This window comes from Streptomyces sp. NPDC053427 (assembly GCF_044544985.1).
Classification (GTDB): Bacteria; Actinomycetota; Actinomycetes; order Streptomycetales; family Streptomycetaceae; genus Streptomyces.
The window spans coordinates 143,461-161,274 of record NZ_JBITYA010000015.1 but is presented as its reverse complement, the minus strand read 5'-3'; the positions used below and the strand labels follow the sequence as shown (position 1 = coordinate 161,274).

General features: G+C 68.2%; 14 protein-coding genes and 3 pseudogenes. 11 read left to right on the top strand and 6 right to left on the bottom strand.

Going from position 1 to position 17,814, the window contains the following annotated elements; translation table 11 throughout:
• The first annotated feature begins 39 nt into the window (after positions 1-39).
• The 7 genes and pseudogenes from ACIGWZ_RS34850 to ACIGWZ_RS34820 all read left to right on the top strand — a co-directional run bounded on the left by ACIGWZ_RS34850 (position 40) and on the right by ACIGWZ_RS34820 (position 6,830).
• Entirely contained in the window at positions 40-597 is a 558-nt protein-coding gene (locus tag ACIGWZ_RS34850; protein WP_400071204.1) for an SMI1/KNR4 family protein, read from the top strand.
• Between the two features lie 852 nt (positions 598-1,449).
• Positions 1,450-1,596, top strand: coding sequence for a hypothetical protein (locus ACIGWZ_RS34845; RefSeq protein ID WP_400071202.1), 147 nt, complete (start codon positions 1,450-1,452; stop codon positions 1,594-1,596).
• A 424-nt stretch (positions 1,597-2,020) separates the two neighbouring features.
• Positions 2,021-2,296: pseudogene (locus ACIGWZ_RS34840) on the top strand (transposase); the annotation flags it as partial.
• A gap of 12 nt (positions 2,297-2,308) precedes the next feature.
• Complete coding sequence (locus ACIGWZ_RS34835) at positions 2,309-2,740, top strand: DUF5958 family protein (protein ID WP_400071200.1); 432 nt, start codon at positions 2,309-2,311, stop codon at positions 2,738-2,740.
• Positions 2,741-3,461: 721 nt separating this feature from the next.
• A complete protein-coding gene (locus ACIGWZ_RS34830) occupies positions 3,462-3,860 on the top strand; it encodes a hypothetical protein (RefSeq protein ID WP_400071198.1) in 399 nt (132 codons plus the stop codon).
• Positions 3,857-5,824, top strand: coding sequence for an esterase-like activity of phytase family protein (locus ACIGWZ_RS34825; protein ID WP_400071196.1), 1,968 nt, complete (start codon positions 3,857-3,859; stop codon positions 5,822-5,824). Before ACIGWZ_RS34830 ends, ACIGWZ_RS34825 begins: the two co-directional genes overlap by 4 nt.
• A 295-nt stretch (positions 5,825-6,119) precedes the next feature.
• Positions 6,120-6,830 (top strand): DUF6333 family protein, encoded by a 711-nt coding sequence (locus tag ACIGWZ_RS34820; protein WP_400071194.1) that lies wholly within the window; start codon positions 6,120-6,122, stop codon positions 6,828-6,830.
• Positions 6,831-7,032: 202 nt separating this feature from the next.
• Here ACIGWZ_RS34820 and ACIGWZ_RS34815 read toward each other — a convergent pair whose 3' ends face one another.
• Both ACIGWZ_RS34815 and ACIGWZ_RS34810 read right to left on the bottom strand, forming a co-directional pair.
• Positions 7,033-7,281 carry a hypothetical protein gene (locus ACIGWZ_RS34815; protein WP_400071192.1) on the bottom strand — a complete coding sequence of 83 codons (249 nt, stop codon included), beginning with the start codon at positions 7,279-7,281 and terminating at the stop codon, positions 7,033-7,035.
• Positions 7,278-8,600: a S8 family peptidase gene (locus ACIGWZ_RS34810; protein WP_400071190.1), complete on the bottom strand. Its 1,323-nt coding sequence runs from the start codon at positions 8,598-8,600 to the stop codon at positions 7,278-7,280. The genes ACIGWZ_RS34815 and ACIGWZ_RS34810 overlap by 4 nt, the downstream gene beginning before the upstream one ends.
• Before the next feature lie 520 nt (positions 8,601-9,120).
• Between ACIGWZ_RS34810 and ACIGWZ_RS34805 the strand changes: the two genes are divergently transcribed.
• Together ACIGWZ_RS34805 and ACIGWZ_RS34800 are read left to right on the top strand one after the other, a co-directional pair.
• Entirely contained in the window at positions 9,121-9,903 is a 783-nt protein-coding gene (locus tag ACIGWZ_RS34805; protein ID WP_400071189.1) for a hypothetical protein, read from the top strand.
• 505 nt (positions 9,904-10,408) lie between these two features.
• Positions 10,409-11,980 carry an esterase/lipase family protein gene (locus ACIGWZ_RS34800; RefSeq protein ID WP_400071187.1) on the top strand — a complete coding sequence of 524 codons (1,572 nt, stop codon included), beginning with the start codon at positions 10,409-10,411 and terminating at the stop codon, positions 11,978-11,980.
• Positions 11,981-11,983: 3 nt separating this feature from the next.
• On the opposite strand, the gene ACIGWZ_RS34795 is transcribed toward ACIGWZ_RS34800, so the two are convergent.
• From ACIGWZ_RS34795 to ACIGWZ_RS34785, 3 genes and pseudogenes are all read right to left on the bottom strand, one after another.
• Positions 11,984-12,553 (bottom strand): glycoside hydrolase family 25 protein, encoded by a 570-nt coding sequence (locus ACIGWZ_RS34795; protein ID WP_400071185.1) that lies wholly within the window; start codon positions 12,551-12,553, stop codon positions 11,984-11,986.
• 13 nt (positions 12,554-12,566) lie between these two features.
• Positions 12,567-13,160 (bottom strand): annotated as a pseudogene (locus ACIGWZ_RS34790) (N-acetylmuramoyl-L-alanine amidase); the annotation flags it as partial.
• Between the two features lie 513 nt (positions 13,161-13,673).
• Positions 13,674-13,772 (bottom strand): annotated as a pseudogene (locus ACIGWZ_RS34785) (DUF6424 family protein); the annotation flags it as partial.
• Between the two features lie 350 nt (positions 13,773-14,122).
• On the opposite strand from ACIGWZ_RS34785, the gene ACIGWZ_RS34780 reads away from it, so the two are divergent.
• On the top strand, positions 14,123-14,755 hold the full coding sequence (locus ACIGWZ_RS34780) for a lasso peptide biosynthesis B2 protein (RefSeq protein WP_400071183.1): 633 nt from the start codon (positions 14,123-14,125) through the stop codon (positions 14,753-14,755).
• A 1-nt stretch (position 14,756) separates the two neighbouring features.
• Positions 14,757-16,574, top strand: a complete 1,818-nt coding sequence (locus tag ACIGWZ_RS34775; protein ID WP_400071181.1) for an asparagine synthase-related protein — start codon at positions 14,757-14,759, stop codon at positions 16,572-16,574.
• Here the strand turns inward: ACIGWZ_RS34775 and ACIGWZ_RS34770 are convergent.
• The gene (locus ACIGWZ_RS34770) at positions 16,558-17,778 is read right to left on the bottom strand and encodes a hypothetical protein (RefSeq protein WP_400071179.1); all 1,221 of its coding nucleotides are present in this window, start codon (positions 17,776-17,778) and stop codon (positions 16,558-16,560) included. The two genes, ACIGWZ_RS34775 and ACIGWZ_RS34770, sit on opposite strands and share 17 nt — an antisense overlap.
• Positions 17,779-17,814 lie beyond the last annotated feature (36 nt).

The window sequence follows — 17,814 nt, the reverse complement described above, 5'->3', positions numbered from 1 at the left end:
CCAGTCTCAATGTCAGTGGGCACTGACAGCATCACGGCCATGACCGTCATTGATGACCTCGTGCAACGTGTTGCCACCCGGGCCGCATCGGACAGCAAGGACCTTCCCGAGCCTGTCGACAATGCCCAGATCGCGGAGGCCGAGAGGCAACTGGGCATCGCGCTGCATCCCCTGCTTGCGCGCCTGTATTGCGAGGTCGCTGACGGTGGCTTCGGCCCTGACTACCGACTGCTGCCACTGCTTGGTCCAGGCTCCAGCGTCGTTGGCGAATACCTGACGCGACGTGAGGCGTCCGTTGGAGTGGAGCACCCGGAGTGGCCCGAAGGCGTCGTACCGATCCTGACCTGGGGCTGTGCCATGTATGCAGGCGTTGATTGTCTCAGTGAGGACGGTCAGGTCCTGCTCTTCGAGCCGAACCCGTATAGCGGCGGATCGTGGGAGCAGTGTTGGTTCCTCGACTCCGCCGGCCTCGCAGCGTGGCTGGAGACATGGCTCGCGGGGACGGGCTGGTTCGAGGAGGACGCCTTCGACAGGGACGACATGGTCGAGCCTCAGCCATGGGAGCGGGCCGCAGGACGGCTGTCGTCCGGCGCATAAGGCCCGAGCGCACGTACCGGAGGAGAGCTTGCGCGTCTCGAAGTATCCGAGGAAGGCGTCCTATTCCTCTGTTGGCTACGTCGTGGCTGAGATTGGGGGGTGATCACTCGGGTGAGCGAGGGGGAATGAGCCGCAACTCTGGTGCAGGTGCCCGGGGTCCGCTGCCTCCGGATGGGCTGGCTGCGAGGGAAAGGGCGTCAGGCAGGTGGAACGCGGGACGGGGGTGACGCCTGGTGGCCGCTGGGGCGGGCCCCCGGCTTTTGTGCCGGACGGAAGCGATGAGGCGATCTTTTCGCTGCCCTGGTGGGTTTCCGGCCGTCGCGTGGTGTTCGAGTGAGGGCGGACGCGGCTGAGGACAGGTTGTTCCTGCGGGCGCCCGTTGCCCGTCCGCCGCGCGGTCGCGGCGGCCCTTCACAGAGTGGGCTGCTGGGCAGGCTGTCGCGCCGGGGTGGACTTTCCGGCGGTCGTGGCACGCGTCCAGGCCCATCGTATGCGTTCATCGACTCCGCGAGAGGATCCCTCATGTCGGTCCCGAAGTCGTCTCTTCCCGTGCGCCTGGGCGCTTCATTGCTGGTCGCCGTCGCGCTATCGGCGTCGGCCACTACGGCCGGTGCGGCCCCGGTGCCTGGGGCAGAGCAAGCCTGTTCCATCGAGGACTTCCGCACGGATGACGGTTGGAAGCAGATGAGCTCAAAGGTTGAATTGTGCGCGTCCACTGACGGTAAGACGTTGACGTATGGGCTGCGATCGGCGAGGTGCTTCATCTCAAACCCGCTCGCTCCGTGGAGCGAGCTCCCCGAGTGCAGTGTGACGTGGTCGCATCTACTCAGGGCGTCCAAGGACGGCGCCCCGTTGGATGTAAAAGACCTGCGCTACAAGGGGCCTGGCACCTACCGCTTCACTCTGCACCTGCACGTCGAAGGCCACGGTGACGGCGGCCAGGTCGACACCGAGGTCGATGGTGAGCCCACGTACCAGCTGAACCTCACCACGCCGTAGGAAACGGCGACCGATGGAGACAGGCACCGCACAGTGATGGGCGCGCTGCCACACTCGGCGAATGAGGCTCCCGCATTGATCTTCGAGGTCAGCCTCCGCCACTCAGCGGGCCACCTCTGATGCTCAGCCGGGCCAACTCAACCGCTCACGGGCCATCTGAAGAACTCCCTACCTTGTTGGCGGGTTGATTCCGGTCCTTCGTACGATCGGGAGACCCAGGGGCCTGGGCGTGGCCGGAAGCGCTCATGCCGTAGGTGTGGCTTTGACTGATGGGCCGCCCAGTGCCCCGCGCCGACACGGCCACTCATGGGGATGAGCGCACAGAGATCGCTTCGTGAGGACACGTCGGCGTGGTCGTCTGCAGGGACCAGGCAACCGATCGACGAGGGAGGCTCGGGTGCCTGCGCTCTGAGCGGGGGCGGACGCGGGCAAGGCCGCGCATCACTGCACCGTGATCGATACGGACGGGACGAAGGTGCTCTCGTGCCGGGTACCCAACAACGAACCCGAGCTGTTGGAGCTGATAGGCGACGTCCTCGCAGTGGCCGAGGATTGCCCGGTGGCCTGGGCTGTTGACCTGAACGCCGCTGACCGCACCCGCGCCATCGACCGGATGCGAGCCCAGCTCCTTGAGTCCCCGGTTCCGCCCGCGCGGCTCTCGGGTGCGGACACCGGCCTTCGCCCGGAACCGGCACCGTGAAACCATCCAGCGATGACCGAAACGAGCTACGGCGACGGCCGCGCCTTCCGGCGCGAGACCGAGCAGGTCGTCAACGAGATCGCCCAAGGTCGCCGCACGTTGGACGCTGGTGTGGGCTGGTTCTCCGGCCTCGCCCCGACACGCCAGCAGGAGGTACTGCAGGAAGTCGCCGGCTATGCGATGCAGGCGCACATTACCGCTGCGGACGGCCGTGCAGGGGTGGCGCGGTCCGGTGTGAAGCCGACGGCCAACCCCTCGGTCATGATGTGCATGGACCCACCCCGCTACGGGTTCGCGGGCCTCCCCGCCGCCGAACACGTCAAGGCATTCCGTGTCCTCGTTTCCGTGTTCGCCATTGCCGACACGCGCCGCCGCGAGACGTACTGCAAAGGCGCCTGCGGACATGCATGGCACAACCTGCCAGCGTCAACCGAGCAGCCGTAGCATCGGCCGCTCTCTCTCCGCGCGCCCACCGGAAACAGTCAGGACCAGCGGGGAGCGGGCCAGACAGGTCGCGTAGGCGGGCCCCTTCCAGGAGGCGCATGGCCTGCTGCAGCGCAGTGGTGAGGCGCGCTCTTGGGCCAAGGCGACGTCGAGTGCCACACTTCAGTCCCGGCGGCCCTCCGCATCTCCGCGAGCGCCGCCGGTGCTGCGCTCCAACCGGTCCAGCGCAAGCGCCAGCCCCCGGCGACAACGGCGACGGCGACTCCGGCTGCCGCACGCACATCGCTACCGCCGGCCCAGTCATCGCCCACGTAAGCGAGGGCCCACAGGGCCAGGAAGGCGGGCGGAGACAGAGCCCCATCGAGCGGCGGACCGGATGCCACGCAGTATCCGGCGGAGTGCGACAGCGGACGTCACCGCGAAGAATGCGGCGAGTGCCACCACGGCGGCCAGCACACCGAAGGATGCGGATCCGGTGCGCGCGGACCACGGGAGGAGAGCCGCCACCAGCGAGGTCGCAACTGCCCAGTGTCGAGGGGCTGGTCGCAGCCACTCGCTGAGGGCTGCGACGGGACGGTCGCGGTGCCGGCGTCCCCAGCTGGTTCCGGTCCAGGGGGCCGGAAGGTGTCCGGACGAGGAACATCCCGTGAAGACAGAGAAGTTATGTCAGTGACAGGGGGCACACTGAGAGCAACGTGACGTGTGAGCCCGGGGGAGTGCGATGGACATCAGGTTCGAGCTGATCGGTCCGGACAGCCGGCAGGAGCTGCGGTCGCTCTACACCTGGCTGTGCGACGACCGTTCGCTGCGCGGCCGGATCCCGATCGAGCCGGTGCGCGGACCGGCCAGGCCGGACGAGATGGGCGGCGACCTGGAGGCCGTGCTCGCGCTGGTGTCCACGTTCGCGACGCTGGCGCAGCTGCCGTTCTCCTACGCTGCTTGGCGGGACGGGCGCAGGCCTCGGTCCGAGGTCGTCATCCAGGTCGTGGGCGCCACGCCCGGGGAACTGGAAGCGGTCCGGGAGGCCTTCCCGGACGTCTCGGTGCGGCCGATCGCCGGGGACGGTCAAGAGCCGGAGCCGGAGCCGGGCCCGGGTACGGAGCAGGAGGCGGGGAGGTGACCGTCGACGCGACGACGGAGGGCACGAGCACCGAGGACGCGCTCGGGATCGACGCCGCGCGCTCGGCCTGTGTCCTCATCGGCGTCGACCATTACTCCGAGCTCGAACCGCTGCGCAGCGTACGGCACAACCTCACCGAACTGGCTGCCGCGCTGACCGACGAAGCGATCCTGGGTATCCCCGCGGAGCGGATCACAACGGTCCGCAACCCGGAGTCCGCGGCCGCTCTTGTCGGCCCGATCCGCGCGGCTGCCCGGGTGGCCGCCGACACCCTGATCGTCTACTACGCGGGGCACGGCCTGCTGGACCGCGCGGAGGAGGAGCTCTACCTCACCCTCCCCGACTCCGTCGAGGACCAGCCCGAGACGGCCGTCAGCGACTCCTACATCCGCCGTGCCATGCGCGATCACGGCTCCGCCGAGCGCCGGGTCCTCCTGCTGGACTGCTGCTACAGCGGCCGGGTCCTCAAGGGCGGCATGTCCGTCGCGGACCGTGGCGTGCGGGCATCGGGGAAGACGCTGAAGGGCGTGCGCGGCGCCTATGTGATGACGTCCACGTCAGCGGACCGCAAGTCCCATGCTCCCGACCCCCGCCGGTGTACGGCATTCACCGGTGAATTCGTGGGCGTACTGCGCGAGGGCGTGCCCGACGGGCCCGAACTGCTGGGGCTGCACGCGATCTTTGAGGCGGTCCGGGACCGGATGGCCGAGCGCCGGTTGCCGCAGCCGCAGGAGCCTCAGGACCGGGACGAGGGCGGGGTCGGCCTCCTGCCGTTCATCCGCAATCTGGCGGTGGCGCCGCCCCCGAGAGTCACGGACCCGCCTGTTGCGCCGCGTGTGCGCATCCCGCGCCGCGCGCTGGCGACAGGCGCCCTGGTGCTCGGCCTGGTGGCAGGACTCGCCGCACCGCCCGTGTGGCAGTGGGTGCGGGAACTCCATCCCCGCCTGCCGGGCGGCGCCTGCTCGCCGCGGGCCACCCTGCTGAGCTACTCCGACGCGCTCGACAAGCAGCAGGCGTCCGGCGAGACCATCGGCGGCCTCTCCGCGCTCGCGCTCACCGGGCCCGGCCGGGCCCTGGCCCTGACGGACAATCAGACGGGACGGGTTTTCCCGCTGCGCCTCGGTTCACCGGAGAAGCTCCGCCCTGAGGCTCTGACCGCCAAGACACTGCGCACCCAGACCGGCACCAAACCCTCCGAGTGGTTCGACGGCGAGGGCCTGGTCGTCGAGCGCGGCGGAAAGACGATCCTGGTCGCCTCGGAGTCCGGGCCCGCCATCCGCCGCTTCAAGATGGCCACGGGCACACAGGTGGGCGCCGACCTGCCCATTCCGCCCGAGTTCCGGACCAGCCCGCGGGGCCAGGGACAGGCCGGGCGAACGATCGAGTCGCTGACCGCCTCCCCGGACGGGAGGTATCTCTACGCCGCGATGGAGGGCGCGTTGGCCAAGGACGGTGACTCCCGCGGCCGCAACATGCTCCGCATCCTGCGCTACGTAGGCACCCCGGGCGGCGCCTACCGCCTCGACCGGCAGTACGCGTACCAGGCCAAGGAGGGCATGTACCTCGCTGAACTGGTCGCGTCCGCCGACGACCGGCTGCTCGCCCTGGAACGGCAGTACGTGGACGGCGTCGGCAACGCGATCCGGGTCTACGACGTCCCCCTCAAAGGTGCCCAGCCCGTGGACGCGGGCAAGGCGCTCTACGACCAGCCGGCCGATGTGTTCGTCGAGCACAGCCTGCTCTTCGACCTCGGGCAGTGCCCTGCCGGTGACCCCGGTGTCGTCCCCACCCACTCGGGACGGATCGTCAGTCCGCTGCTGGAGAACGTCGAGGGAATGGCCATCGGCGCGCCGTGGACCACCGGCCCGCACAAGGGCCAACGTCCGCTGTACCTCGTGTCGGACGACAACACCAACAGCGAACAGATCACCCGTCTCTACGCGTTGAGCGTGCAGCTCACCTGAGTTCGCCCGGGCGACTCGGTCCGGGCAGGTCCGATGGGTGCGGTGCGACCGGGTGTGCCCGGTGCACGAGGGAGGGGCTGTCGGAGTGCCCGCCTCATCCGGCGGTACACGATGATCGGCGCACCGCTCATATCCCCACGGTGCGGCCTGCCCGCTGCGTCTGCATCAGAGAGCGTGCCGCGGCGCCGGGGGAGCCGGCCAGAGCCCGCGGATCCCCACCGATGAAGCGGTCGGGCCGTCATGGGTCAGGGGACCGTGGCTTCCTCGTCGGCGGCTGCCACTACGGTGTGCGGCCATGACCGATAACGGTATCTGGGACTACCCGCCCGACGCCCCTGTAGTCCGCGACGGCTCTTTCACGCTGACCGTCATCAACAACCCCGCTCCGCACGAGATCCAGTCTCTTCCCCAGCACGATCACGCCAGGGCCCGCGAGGTGGCGGCGTCCCTCGTATCGGTCGCCGGCGTCGCCGCGGAGCTGGGTCGGCGGCGTGCCACGGACCGGATCGTCCACGACACCCGCGCGGATCTGGAACAGGTGCGCATCGGCTGCTGGGGCCCGGTCACCGAGATCAGCGATCCGGCGCTCGCCTACCGCGGCGGGTTCTTCCCGCTGGCGGAGCAGGCCGAGGCCCTCGCTGAGCAGAATCCGGGGGCCGCGGTGATCGGGTCGGCCCGGATCGACTTCTCCATCCGTTACGGCGCGTGGATATTCATCCACCCCGGCGGAAAGCACCTGTGGGCTGAGGGGTGGCCAGGTGACGATCCGTGGAGTGTGGAGGGCAGCGTCGAGGACATCCTGGGTGTCTTCGAGGCACACACCGAGCTGGACTCCGACTTCGACGTCGACGCCGATCCCAGCGTCATGGACTTCTCCGAGGTGGAGGACGCGGTTCTGGGCAGCCTGATGCCGATCGACCGGCGCAAACGTCTCCTGTCGACCTTTCGTGTGGAGCGCACCCAAGAGGCCGCCGCGCACCTGGAAGAGACCTGGCTCGAAGAGTAACAATCGTGAAAGCAAGGTGAGTTGGAAGAATTCGATCGCCGCGCCATCTGGATGGATCGGCCAGGTCACCTCTGAAGGTTGACAAGTCTCCGGCGCCGCACTCTTCCAGACAACCACGGGAGCCCCACGCGGCGCGGAAGTTCACGAACTCTCCGGGGGGAGAAAGACGCCCCGGGCTTAAGGCCCAGGGCGTTCCTCAGACTTACTGGATTGGGGAGTCGGGCGGGGGCAGCTGGATGGTGCGCTCCCGGTCGACGGATTCGACGCCGTCGACCGTCTCCAGAGCCGGTATCCGGTCCTCCGCGACGGTTCCGGAGAGCGTACCGAGGGTCGGCTGCTCGCCTGTGACCGTCAGCCCGGCCCGGCGCAAGGCCTCGACCACTTCCGCGAACCGGTCGGGGTCGACCGCGAGGATGACCCCGACCGGCGCGGACTGGGACGACTCGCTCACGGTGCCTGGAGCAGACCCGCGCCGACGTCCCTGGCGGGCTGCGTCAGTGGGAACACGCTGGACAGCAGACTGGCCTTGAGGTCGGCCGCAGAAGCGTTGGGGTTCGCCTGGGCGAGCAAGGCGAGGACACCCGCGACGTGCGGCGTGGCCATGCTGGTGCCGCTCATGCTCTGGTACCCGCCGCCAGGGGCAGCCGAGCGCACGTCCCTGCCGGGCGCGGCGATGTTGACTTCGCCGCCCTGGCCGTTGGTGCCGCCGTTGGAGAAGAACGACGTCGTGAGTGCCTTGTCGAGGGCGCTCACCGCGAGGATGGAGGGGCAGTTGGCGGGCCGGCTGACGGGAAGGATTTCCGGGGGCCGATGGCTGTCGTTGCCCGCGGCAGCGACGATCACCGTCCCGCGCTGGAGCGCGCGCTGGGCCAGCTTCTCGTATGTCTGGGGGAAGAGCTCACCCGGTCGGACCAGAGCGCCGAGCGACATGGAAATCACCCGCGCGCCGTTGGCGACGGCCCAGGCCATGCCCGCCAGGATCTGGCCGTCGGTGCCGCTGCCCGCCCCGTTGCTGAGCACCTTCGCCGCGAGGATCCGGGCGTCGCAGGCCACACCGTAGCGGGGTCCCTGCTGGGGCCTTGCCGGACCGGCAGCGGTGCCGATGCAGTGCGTGCCGTGGCCATGGGCGTCCTCGACGGTCTCGCCGGGCACGAAGGAGGCCGACGCCTCGATGCGCCCGACCAGGTCCGGGTGGTCGGTGTCCACGCCGGTGTCAATGACGGCGATCTTCACATCGCGTCCGGTCAGGCTGGACAGATTGGCCCGGATCGCCTGCAGGCCCCAGGTCCAGTTCTGCTCGTCCAAGGCCGGGCCCTGGGCAGCTGCGATTTCGGCCCTGGTGTGGTGGGCGACCACTTCCTCGTCGCTGCGGTAGGCCGGGAAGAACTCGGTCGGCGCCTGCTGCGGGGCGGTGATCGGCGAGGCGTAGACCATGCGCTCCGGCTCCGCCGCGATGATCGAGGATTCCGCCTCGGCCGTGGTCACCAGGTCGTGGCGCCTCTCGGGCCGCACCTCGACGACGGCGGCGCCGAGTTCCTCGAAGAGCACCGAGACGTCAGGGCGCTCAAGGAGTTCGGCGACGTTCGCGGCCTCGGTTCCTCGGACACGTTCGACGGATGCGATGTCGGCGGAGGAACGCAGTGCGTTCAGCCCGCTCTCCTGGTCACTCGGGTCGAGCAGGACTACGTATCGACCGGTGTATTCCGCACCGTGGCCCGTGACGAGGCCATTGGGCTGATCGGGATGCTCGCCGAAGGTGCGCCTGTCCATGGGTCCGTTCGCCATTGAATTTCCCGCTCTCTCTGCGCGTTCGTGGACGCGCGCCGATTCACGGAGTGCCAGGCGCCAAGGATGGTGGGGCGCGGATAAGTCGCGATATCGACGCGTACTGCCGCCGCCTGCAAGTTTGTCCATTGCCAGGCCGTCGGCGTGGCCCCCCGTACACCGTCGCACTGGGCACGGAGGCCCGCAACACAGCGCCGTATCCCTAGCAGGAAAGCACCGCCCCCGCCGCCCGGTGCTTCCGAAGAAGCCGCCTCCCCGGCTTGCGGCCTCATCTGCTGGAGACGCCTCAAGAGAGCCCGACCGTGATCGTGTTGCGAGGTACGCGTGCCCCGCCCGCAACACCCTCCAGGCCGACGTCGAAGCCGCTTTCCGGCCCTACCGGGCCGAATTGCCCAGCCTGGTGGCGCCGGCCGCCCCGGCCGCCGCGCCCCACTACGAGTGGTGTATCAGGACCGGGCTGGTGACGCTGAGTGCGCCGCCCTGCGCGCCGTGCGATAACGGCAGCATGACAGAGACTCCAACGGCCACGGCCGCGGAAATCAAGATCAGCTTTTCTGGAGACGAGGCCAGGGAGGCGGCCTGTGCGCTTGAGCTCCAGGTCGGCGAGGGCCGCAGTCGCACCATTCACTTCTGGGACAGTCCGAGGAAGGGCGGCGACGGCACCTCGTTGCCCTTCCTCGACCGCGGGATCATCTTCCGCCTGCGTCTGGACGACGGGGACCACGGGTCCAGGCGCGAATCGGACATGACTGTCAAGCTGCGGCCGTGCCCCCCGCTGCCGCCCGAGTGGCAGAAGAACCGCAAGGATGAGGACGGGGGCTGGGAGTTCACGATCGAGGAGGACCGTACCGGCCCCGCCTTCACGCCCGTGGTGTCCGCCTCACTGCAGGCCGACCGGAAGGTCGAGGCGAAGCTCGTCGAGTCGGCGCTCAGGCCCACGCCCGGAGCGGTGGACCACGTCCTTGCCAAGCCGCACCGCCACCTCCTGGAGGACGCCGCAGGATTGAAGCAGGGCGACCTCGCGGATCTGAGGGCGCTCGGCCCGGTGTACACCGTCAAGTGGAAGCAGGACTGGGAGGCTCTGCCCCACCCCGTGGCCATCGAGGAGTGGACCGCCAAGGACCTGCGCTTCCTCGAGGTCTCGGTGCGTACGAGCACGGCCGACGCGGCCGAGACCGAGAAGCTGCTCGAACAAGCCCTGCGCCGGCGCAACGTCGCCCCGCCGCGATCCGGCGAAACCAAGACCCGGGCTGTGCTGACCGTCCTCGCCCGCGACCTGGCACTCTGACAACGCCGCCGGATCCCGTCGCCAACCGCCCCTTTCCCAAAGGGATTTGGACGACGCGCGCCGGATGGGAGGCAGTCCAGCGCCGGACGGACGTACGGCGGTTGAGGTGTCAGATCGACCGAGCCACCCCGACACGGCCGTACGGCCTCTGGAGTGCTACGCGAGAGGCCGGCATAGGCCGGCTTCGAAGCGGCCGTCGCGCACGTCGCTTCCGCATTGGTGGACCGTACGGGTGCCGGCTGCTGCCATTGACGGGAGTATCGGCCCGCTGGGGACCGGACAGCAACGCCCATGGGCCGGTTCAGTCTCCGTCGGACTTCGCTGCCCACCTCCAGGACGGCACTTCCGCCGGCATGTGTGATCCGGTGGTCGACGTCTGGCTCGGGAGCCCCGTCTGGCTCAGACGGGTTGGTGCTCCGCACGCTCCTGCCGCAACCTGGCCTGGTCACCGACTGACTGCGCGCCGGCCTCACGAGGCGCACGTGCCTCGGGAAGGCGTTTCACCATGGCGGAGCGATCACCCATCATCTACCTGCGGGGATATGCCGGTCCGCCGAGCGGTGTGGACAAGCAGGTCGACGACCCGTTCTACGGGCTCAACAGCGGCGCCACCCACATTCGCGTCGACGGGGAGGGGACGCCGCGCTTCTACCAGTTCGAGGGCCCCCTGCTGAGGCTGATGAGCGACGAGGGCTATCAGCTCCTGGTGCGCGGCGACCAGCACGCGTATCTCCAGTCGCAGGCCGATGGCGCGGTCGCGCCCGAGTCCATCTGGGTGCACCGCTTCTACGACTATGCCGCGTCCACGTTCGGTACGTCCGTAACCGCGGCCCCGGAGGAATTCGACCTCGAAAGGGCGGCAGAGCGCCTCTATGACTTCGTCCAGCTCGTCCGCCGGAGGACCGGCGCCCCCAAGGTGCATCTGGTCGCCCACTCCATGGGGGGTCTGCTCGCACGCTGCATGATCCAGAAGGTTTCCCGCACGGCCGATCCGCGCACGGGTGAACCTCGCAGCCCCGGCAGCGAACTCGTGGACAAGCTCTTCACCTACGGGACCCCGCACGGCGGCATCGCCTTCGACCTCGGCGGAGGGCTGGTCGACTGGGCGATGGAGACCTTCGGGCCGAATGGATCGGACATCTTCGCCCCCGATCGGATGTACGCCTATCTGACCCCCGAGGCGTCCCACGGCGACGATCCCCCGCCGGGCTGGCGGCCCAACGAGATTCCGGCCGGGGCCTTCGACGCGCGCCGAGTGTTCTGTGTCGTCGGGACCAACGCGGCCGACTACGGACTGGTCGAGAAGGCGGTCGGACCGCGCAGCGACGGGCTGGTCCACATCGACAACGCCTATGTGCGCAACGCCCACCGGGCCTTCGTCCACCGCTCCCACTCGGGCCGCTACGGATTGGTGAATTCCGAAGAGGGCTATCAGAACCTGCGCCGCTTCCTCTTCGGTAACTACCAGGTTCGGGCAGACCTTCGCGGCCTGGACCTGCCCGAGCAGCCCTCCGGCGCATCACGGGTGTGGCAGGCAGAGGTGCGGCTGGCCGTCCGGGGCTTGCCGATCGTCATGCACGAGCAGCGCGCGGCGCACTACTGCCCCATCCAGCTGAACCAGGAAGCCGCCCAGCACGGCTCCGCGGAGGGCAACACCGGCGGCGTACCCCTGGCCACCGCTTTCCTCCTCGACCAGGTCGACGTACGTGGCGGCCGGGAGGACCGGCTGACGCTCCGCTCCCGCTACACGCTGGTGCTGCGCGTCTTCCACCTCGTGGAGAAGAGCGGCCGGTTCTTCTGGGAGGACCACCTCGAGCAGGTGCCCGACTGGGAGGACACGCTCATCGTCGACGTCGGCCGTCGCGGCGTCGACGGAGAGACAGGTTTGCAGGCCTGGGCGGCATGGAATTCAGGCGTCCCCGGCAGCATCGACGATATCGACCCGATCGCCGCGGAACCATGTCGGATGGTCGAGGACGGCGAGGGACTGCACACCGAGATCCCCATGCCCGAGGTGGTCCGTCCCATTCTCGGCAGCGAGTCCCGACTCCGCCTCACAGTGAGCCGCTTCAGCTGAGCTTCAGCCGAACGAAGCCAGCTCCCGGTGTGAGGACCAAGCGCGCAGTGCCACTTTGTCCTTGAAGTTTCCGACGTTGGTATCGACCGGGTCGTCGGTGTACTGGTGGAACATCCACGGGTGCTGGATGTCGGGCCGGCCGGGATTGCCGTTGTACTGAGCTATCCACAGGCCGTCCCCGGCGAAGGACGTACTGTCACGGTGCAGCCAGAAATCCCGGTTGCAGTAGAGGACCGTCCTGTGCTCGGGCGCGCGGTGCTGCACGCGCTTGATCCAGCTGTCCTTGAAGGAGTTCGAGACGCCATGGTCCTCCCAGTCGAGGGCGAGAATATCCCCGTCCGCCAGCTTGATCTTGGATAGGAAGAAATCGGCCTGGGCTTCAAAGGATCCAGGCCGGGCGAAATGATAGAAGCCGGTCACCATTCCGGCGTCTCGTGCGGTCTTACGTTGAGCGACCCACTTGGGGTTCGTGTAGGTGGTGCCCTCCGTAATTTTGATGAATACAAAGGAGAATCCGTCGGTGTGGTAGTTCTCCGACTGGAATGACGATACATCGATTCCTTTTATGGTCACGGTCAGCTCCTTAGGCGGCGGCGAGGCGCCTGGCGATCCTCGCGCGCATGCTATCCATCGTGAATCCCTTGGGATCGATCTTGCCGGGCTGCCACTCCAGGTGGCCGATCACGCTGCCGGCGTGCCAGTCGTATGCGCGGCAGATCGCGGCTGCTGCCTTTTCGATCGCCTCGAGTTGCTCCTCCGGCCAGGGGTCGATTCCGTCGCCGAGGTTCTCGCATTCGAATCCGTAGAACCTCGCGTTGCCGTCGGTGTTCTGTTCATTGTCAGGAGGCAGCGGCCTCTCGTCGATGACGGCCCGAAGCACATCGTCGTCACCTCGGCCGGCGTGGTTCGTGCGACCGTTGCCCACCATGTAGACGACTCCGTTTTTGCCGATGACGCCGTGGCACAGCGGGCCGGGGAGATCCGGACGGCCGTCATAGCAGAGTTTGACGGTGTTCTTCGTGTCGGATGTGACGGTGTGGTGGATCATCACGCCGTTCACATTGTTGAACGGACCTTTGTGGTTGCGATTGTGGTGGCGCCAGTCGCGGGTCTCCTCGACGACCAGGTTTTCGCTGCGGAGTGCCCGCAGCATCTCGTCCGCGGTCATAGGTGCGGCCATGGTGTCCTCCCTCCAGCGATGGAGGGTTCCTGAACGAAACCCCCATTGCGGGGGACTCGGTCGATGGGCGTGCTGTGGTGCGCTACGGGGCCGCCTTCGGGAGTCCAGGCCACATGCCCGTCCTGGAACCTGTTGGTGCGATTGGTCGGTTGCCCCATGTCATCCGAGACGAAATAGCGCAGGAACGAACGTTCCCATCCCGTGCGCTGCCACAGTTCGCGGAGGGCACCGTGGGCTTCATGGCCGGCGGCGGCGTCCACCGGTGTGCCGATCCAGGGGATCTGCCCCCCACTTCTCGTCGACGGTGGTGAGGGAACCCTCCCGGGGCAGTCACGGTCTCTCTTCATTTTCGCGCTGCGCCTCGACTGCGGCATCTGGATCAACCTGCCCGGCCGGAGCGCGACGCAGGCACCGGAACCACCGTCGACCCTTCGCGCCAAAATGCCGGAGGGTGGGCCTCAGCCGCGATGGTCGACGAGGTCTACGGGCACATCGATGTCCACGGCCCAGCCTTCAGTTCCGCCGGGGCGGGCAGCTGAGGTCCGCCTTCTCGGGGTCGGCGCAGAACGGCATGCTCCACTCGATGCCGACTCGGGCGCGGTACATGCGCCGGCCGCGGGAGCCCTTGACCTACAGGCTGCCGCCGTGGTGCATCTCCCACCGCTCGGAATTCTTCGACTCCTGCTTCGGATCTGTCGGCCTCACCGACCCGAAAAGGTGCCGGACGTCGGCCGATTGACGCCGGCAGTCCGGTTGCGGGGCATTCGGGGGAGAGTAGCCTGGAGTTGATTTGACGGTTCTGGAGGTAGGCGATGTTTCTCCGATTGCTGCGGCGCCGTAAGCCGCGTCGGCTCGTCCTTCTCGGTAACGGCCGTCTGATCCGCGGCTTCAGCGGCGGATTCTACGACGGTCACGGATACCAGCACTGACACCGTTTACGGTGGAATCCTGGAGGATATGCGGTGGCAGAGGACCCCGACGTCCTGGCAGCCATGGCGGCCATGGCGAGGATCCTGTCACCGCATTGCCGTGTCACCCGAATGTCCGACGGAGCGCTGATCGCGGACTGGAAGCGGACGCGATTTCTCGGATTGGCGACGACGGAAGTCCAGAAATTCACCTCCGGCAGCCCTGAGGAACGCGCCGAACTTGTCACCGGTCTCCTGCGTGCCGGGTGCGCGACAGGCCGCCGGAAGAAATACGCGGACGCCGGCATCGGGCTCTGGCTGGGTGGAGTGCACCTGCTGATCCGGACCCTTGGATTCGGACGCGTCCTCCGGCTGCTGTCCTTGGCCGCCCCGGGTTACGCCCGTGCGGACCTCCCCTCCGCGGAGGAGGTCGGACGGCTGAAACGAGCAGTGCAGTCACGCAGCAGCAGAAGCTGGTTCGTCAACGGCGACTGCAAGTCCGAGGCGGTGACGGCCTTCGTCCTGCTGCGGCGGTGTGGCCTCAAAGCCGTACTCCACGTCGGCGTGCATGAACACCCGTTCGCCCTGCACGCGTGGACAGCCTCGGGCGGCCTGTGCATCCCCGACGCCGATCCCCGAGGGCACGCCTTCACACCGGTGCTCTCGATCGACTGCGGAGGACAGTGACATGGATGCGCTCCGCCTCGAGTGGGCCGGGGGCGCACCGAGACTCCGGACCAACGAGGTCATGGCGCGCCAGGGACTCGTGACGACGGTCTCCTCGCGGGCCGGCACCGCGGCCGTCGTCGGCTGGGTCGGCTCGGCCCGTGACCGCGCGGCGGGCGCGCGCGGCCTCCTCGACGACTCCGGCAGGCAAGGCGTCACCCTGCCCGTGCCGGCCGGCGACTACGCGGCTGTCCTGGTGTACCGCGACCGCATCCTTCTGATCCGCGACGAGCAGGCACGCATCCCGCTGTTCTTCAGGGAGTCCGGTGGCCGCGTGAACGGCGTGAGCACCTCGGTCCGGTGCCTGGGGAGCGTCACAGAGCTGGAACCCCGCTACTTCTGCCGATACCTCACCGGGAACATGGCGCAACCGCACTCGGACCTCACCCCTTTCGTCGGGGTGCACCGCGTCCTCGGTGGCGAGGTGGTCGAACTGACCCTCACCGGGCAGATGCGCAGTCGTACGCTGCGACGCGCCCGTCGGGCCGCCGACCCGCCCGAGTCGACTGCAGACGGGTCCTGCCTCGATGAGGCCGCGGAGGAGTTGCGTTTCGCGCTGGAGAACGCTGTCGGACGCCGCATGGGCACGACGACGGCATGCCATGTCTCGGGCGGCACCGACTCCACCAGCGTCGCGCTGCTCGCCGCACGCCTGCTGGCCGCGGAACGGGGCGGCGCCGGGGACCTGGTCCTGATCGCCGGGCGATTCTCCCGCGGGGAGCTGGCCGCGGAGCGGCCGTACCTCGACGTCGCCATGGAGGAGATCCGCCGTCAGGCGCCCGCGGCCCGCCCGGTGATCGTCGATGCCGACGACGTGGCCGACTTCGACGACTTCCAGCATCACGCGGGAGACGCCGACGAGCCTCATGCGCACGCCTTCCGCGCCCCGTTCTGGGCCAGGCTGCACGCCGCGGCCGCGGACCTGGGCTGTGACGCGCTCCTGACCGGCTGCGGGGCCGATCCGATCGCGGACGCCAACCCGTTCCACCTGCACAGGCTGGCCCGCACGGGACAGCTCCGGCAGATGACCGAGCAGGCGCGTGCCTGGGCCGCGGGAAGCGAGCGGGGCTTGTGGGACATCGTCCGCGCCTACGTGGTGCAGCCGGCTGTTCCGCTGGCAGCCGAACGGATCACCGCGCTCGTCCGCGGCGGAACGGTGCTCGGCGGCCTCGGCACCTTCAACCGCCCTGGATGGCTGCGCTCCGGATTCGCGCGCGCTCACGGCTATCGGGATGCGGGCATCGCGGAGAGCCGGTTCGTGTTCGGGCGCAAGCCGGAACAGTCGCTGTACGGCGCCGCCAATTACCTCGCCGCACCCGACCTCCTGTCCTGGCAGCGCGCACGACGGGACGGGTTCTTCCTCTCGCACCCCTTCCTCGACCCGGAGGTCGTCGCCACGATGAGCCGCCTGCCCGCCGCAGCATCGTTCCGGCCGGGCCGTCCGAAGGCCGTTCTCCGTGCGGCCATGGCGAATCTGCTCCCGGCCCCGATCCGCGGCAGGACGGTCAAGGTGCCCTTCAACGACCTCTATGCCCGCGGCCTGCGGACACACGGCGACGAACTCATCGCCCTGTGCCGCTCCGCCCGACATCCGCTGATCGCGGAGATGTTCGACGTCGAGACGCTGTGCCGGGCCGTGCGGGAGGCTCAACTCGGCCTGGGGGACGCGCACTCCTGGGATCGCGTGAACAGCTCGCTCGCCCTGGTGGCCTGGCTGGAGCGACTGGACCGGCGTTCCGGCGAAATCGGCGCGGCGATGCCCGTCACCGCTGTTTCTTGATGTCCCACAGGGTTCGCTCGACCGGGCCGGTGACAAGGTCGATGAGGCCGTACCGGCTCAACACCTCGCGGTTTTCCTCCGCGCTGGGGATGCGGTCTTCCTCGCCTTTTCGCGCAATGGATGAATGCACGCTCGCGCCGTGCGTGCCGAACGTCCAGTAGACGGTGACGAAACGCGGTTTCCTCGTGCGTTCGTCGAGCGCATTGTTCTCGTGCACCCTGGCACGGTAGATGAGAGAGTCAAGACCGATTTTCTGTTGCTTCTTCATCCATCCGGGAACTTTTTCCCTGCCCCAGGAGTACGCCACGAAGTCGAGTGGTGGCTCCAGCGCGAGCCGGTCCTTGCGCGCGAGGCTCGCGGTGGCATAGAACGCCACCTGGTCGTACGGCGTGTTCATGGGCAGTTGCACCACCACGCGCGTGGCGTAGGTGTCGTTCGACTCAACCCAATTGCCTTGGGACATCCATGGTTTCGCCTCGACCAACTCGCCGGGCTGGTGAATCTCCCGGCGGGAGAGCGGGTTCCAGTCCGAGGAGTTGGGCCACTGCTCGGCATCTCTTCGCCACTGCTGGCGGAGCCGGTCCTTCGAGCTCAGCGGCACCCTTTTCCCCATGGCGTGGAACTCGGTGCCGAGTACGTAGAAACCCACGTCGCCATGGTTCCGGATAGTGATGTCGACCGGTACGGCGAATGCCGCGCGGTCCTTGCTCAGTACCGGCTTTCCCATGGACACCGTGATGAGAGGCTGGGTCTGCCGCTGGTACGGCTGAAAGAGATTCTGGTAGCCGAAATTGGCGGTCGCGATGACCGAGGAGACGATCAGCGCGGCGGCCACCCGCTTCGGAGCGGGGATCGCGACCGATGTCCGCCACACCGCGAAGACGGCGTATGCCGAACCCGCCGTGAGCGCGCTGAACAGCGCCGGGTAGGTCGGGGACTCGCCGTCCTTGACCACCTGCGCCAGGAGCATGGCGTTGGTCAGCAAGGCCGCGAACGTGCCGATCAGCGCGACCAGGCCGGAGTAGGGGAAGGTCTGCCGGATGTAGTGGTCCAGGATCGCGGCGGTGCCCACGAGCGTGGTGAACGAGACCACGAGAAGGACGGCACCGGTGAGGCGACCGGCGAAGGTCAGATCATGGGCGAAGTCCTCGAGACCGATCCGAGCCAGCATCAGCGTGGTCATGAGGAGGACCAGCACGATCACTGCCAGGGCCACCCGCGACTGCCAGGTACTCAGCGA

Excerpts from the sequence above, each read along its gene's own strand:
- ACIGWZ_RS34850 (WP_400071204.1), top strand. The coding sequence starts at position 40 with ATGACCGTCATTGATGACCTCGTGCAACGTGTTGCCACCCGGGCCGCA.
- ACIGWZ_RS34835 (WP_400071200.1), top strand. The coding sequence starts at position 2,309 with ATGACCGAAACGAGCTACGGCGACGGCCGCGCCTTCCGGCGCGAGACC.
- ACIGWZ_RS34830 (WP_400071198.1), top strand. The coding sequence starts at position 3,462 with ATGGACATCAGGTTCGAGCTGATCGGTCCGGACAGCCGGCAGGAGCTG.
- ACIGWZ_RS34820 (WP_400071194.1), top strand. The coding sequence starts at position 6,120 with ATGACCGATAACGGTATCTGGGACTACCCGCCCGACGCCCCTGTAGTC.
- ACIGWZ_RS34810 (WP_400071190.1), bottom strand. The coding sequence starts at position 8,600 with ATGGACAGGCGCACCTTCGGCGAGCATCCCGATCAGCCCAATGGCCTC.
- ACIGWZ_RS34805 (WP_400071189.1), top strand. The coding sequence starts at position 9,121 with ATGACAGAGACTCCAACGGCCACGGCCGCGGAAATCAAGATCAGCTTT.
- ACIGWZ_RS34800 (WP_400071187.1), top strand. The coding sequence starts at position 10,409 with ATGGCGGAGCGATCACCCATCATCTACCTGCGGGGATATGCCGGTCCG.
- ACIGWZ_RS34775 (WP_400071181.1), top strand. The coding sequence starts at position 14,757 with ATGGATGCGCTCCGCCTCGAGTGGGCCGGGGGCGCACCGAGACTCCGG.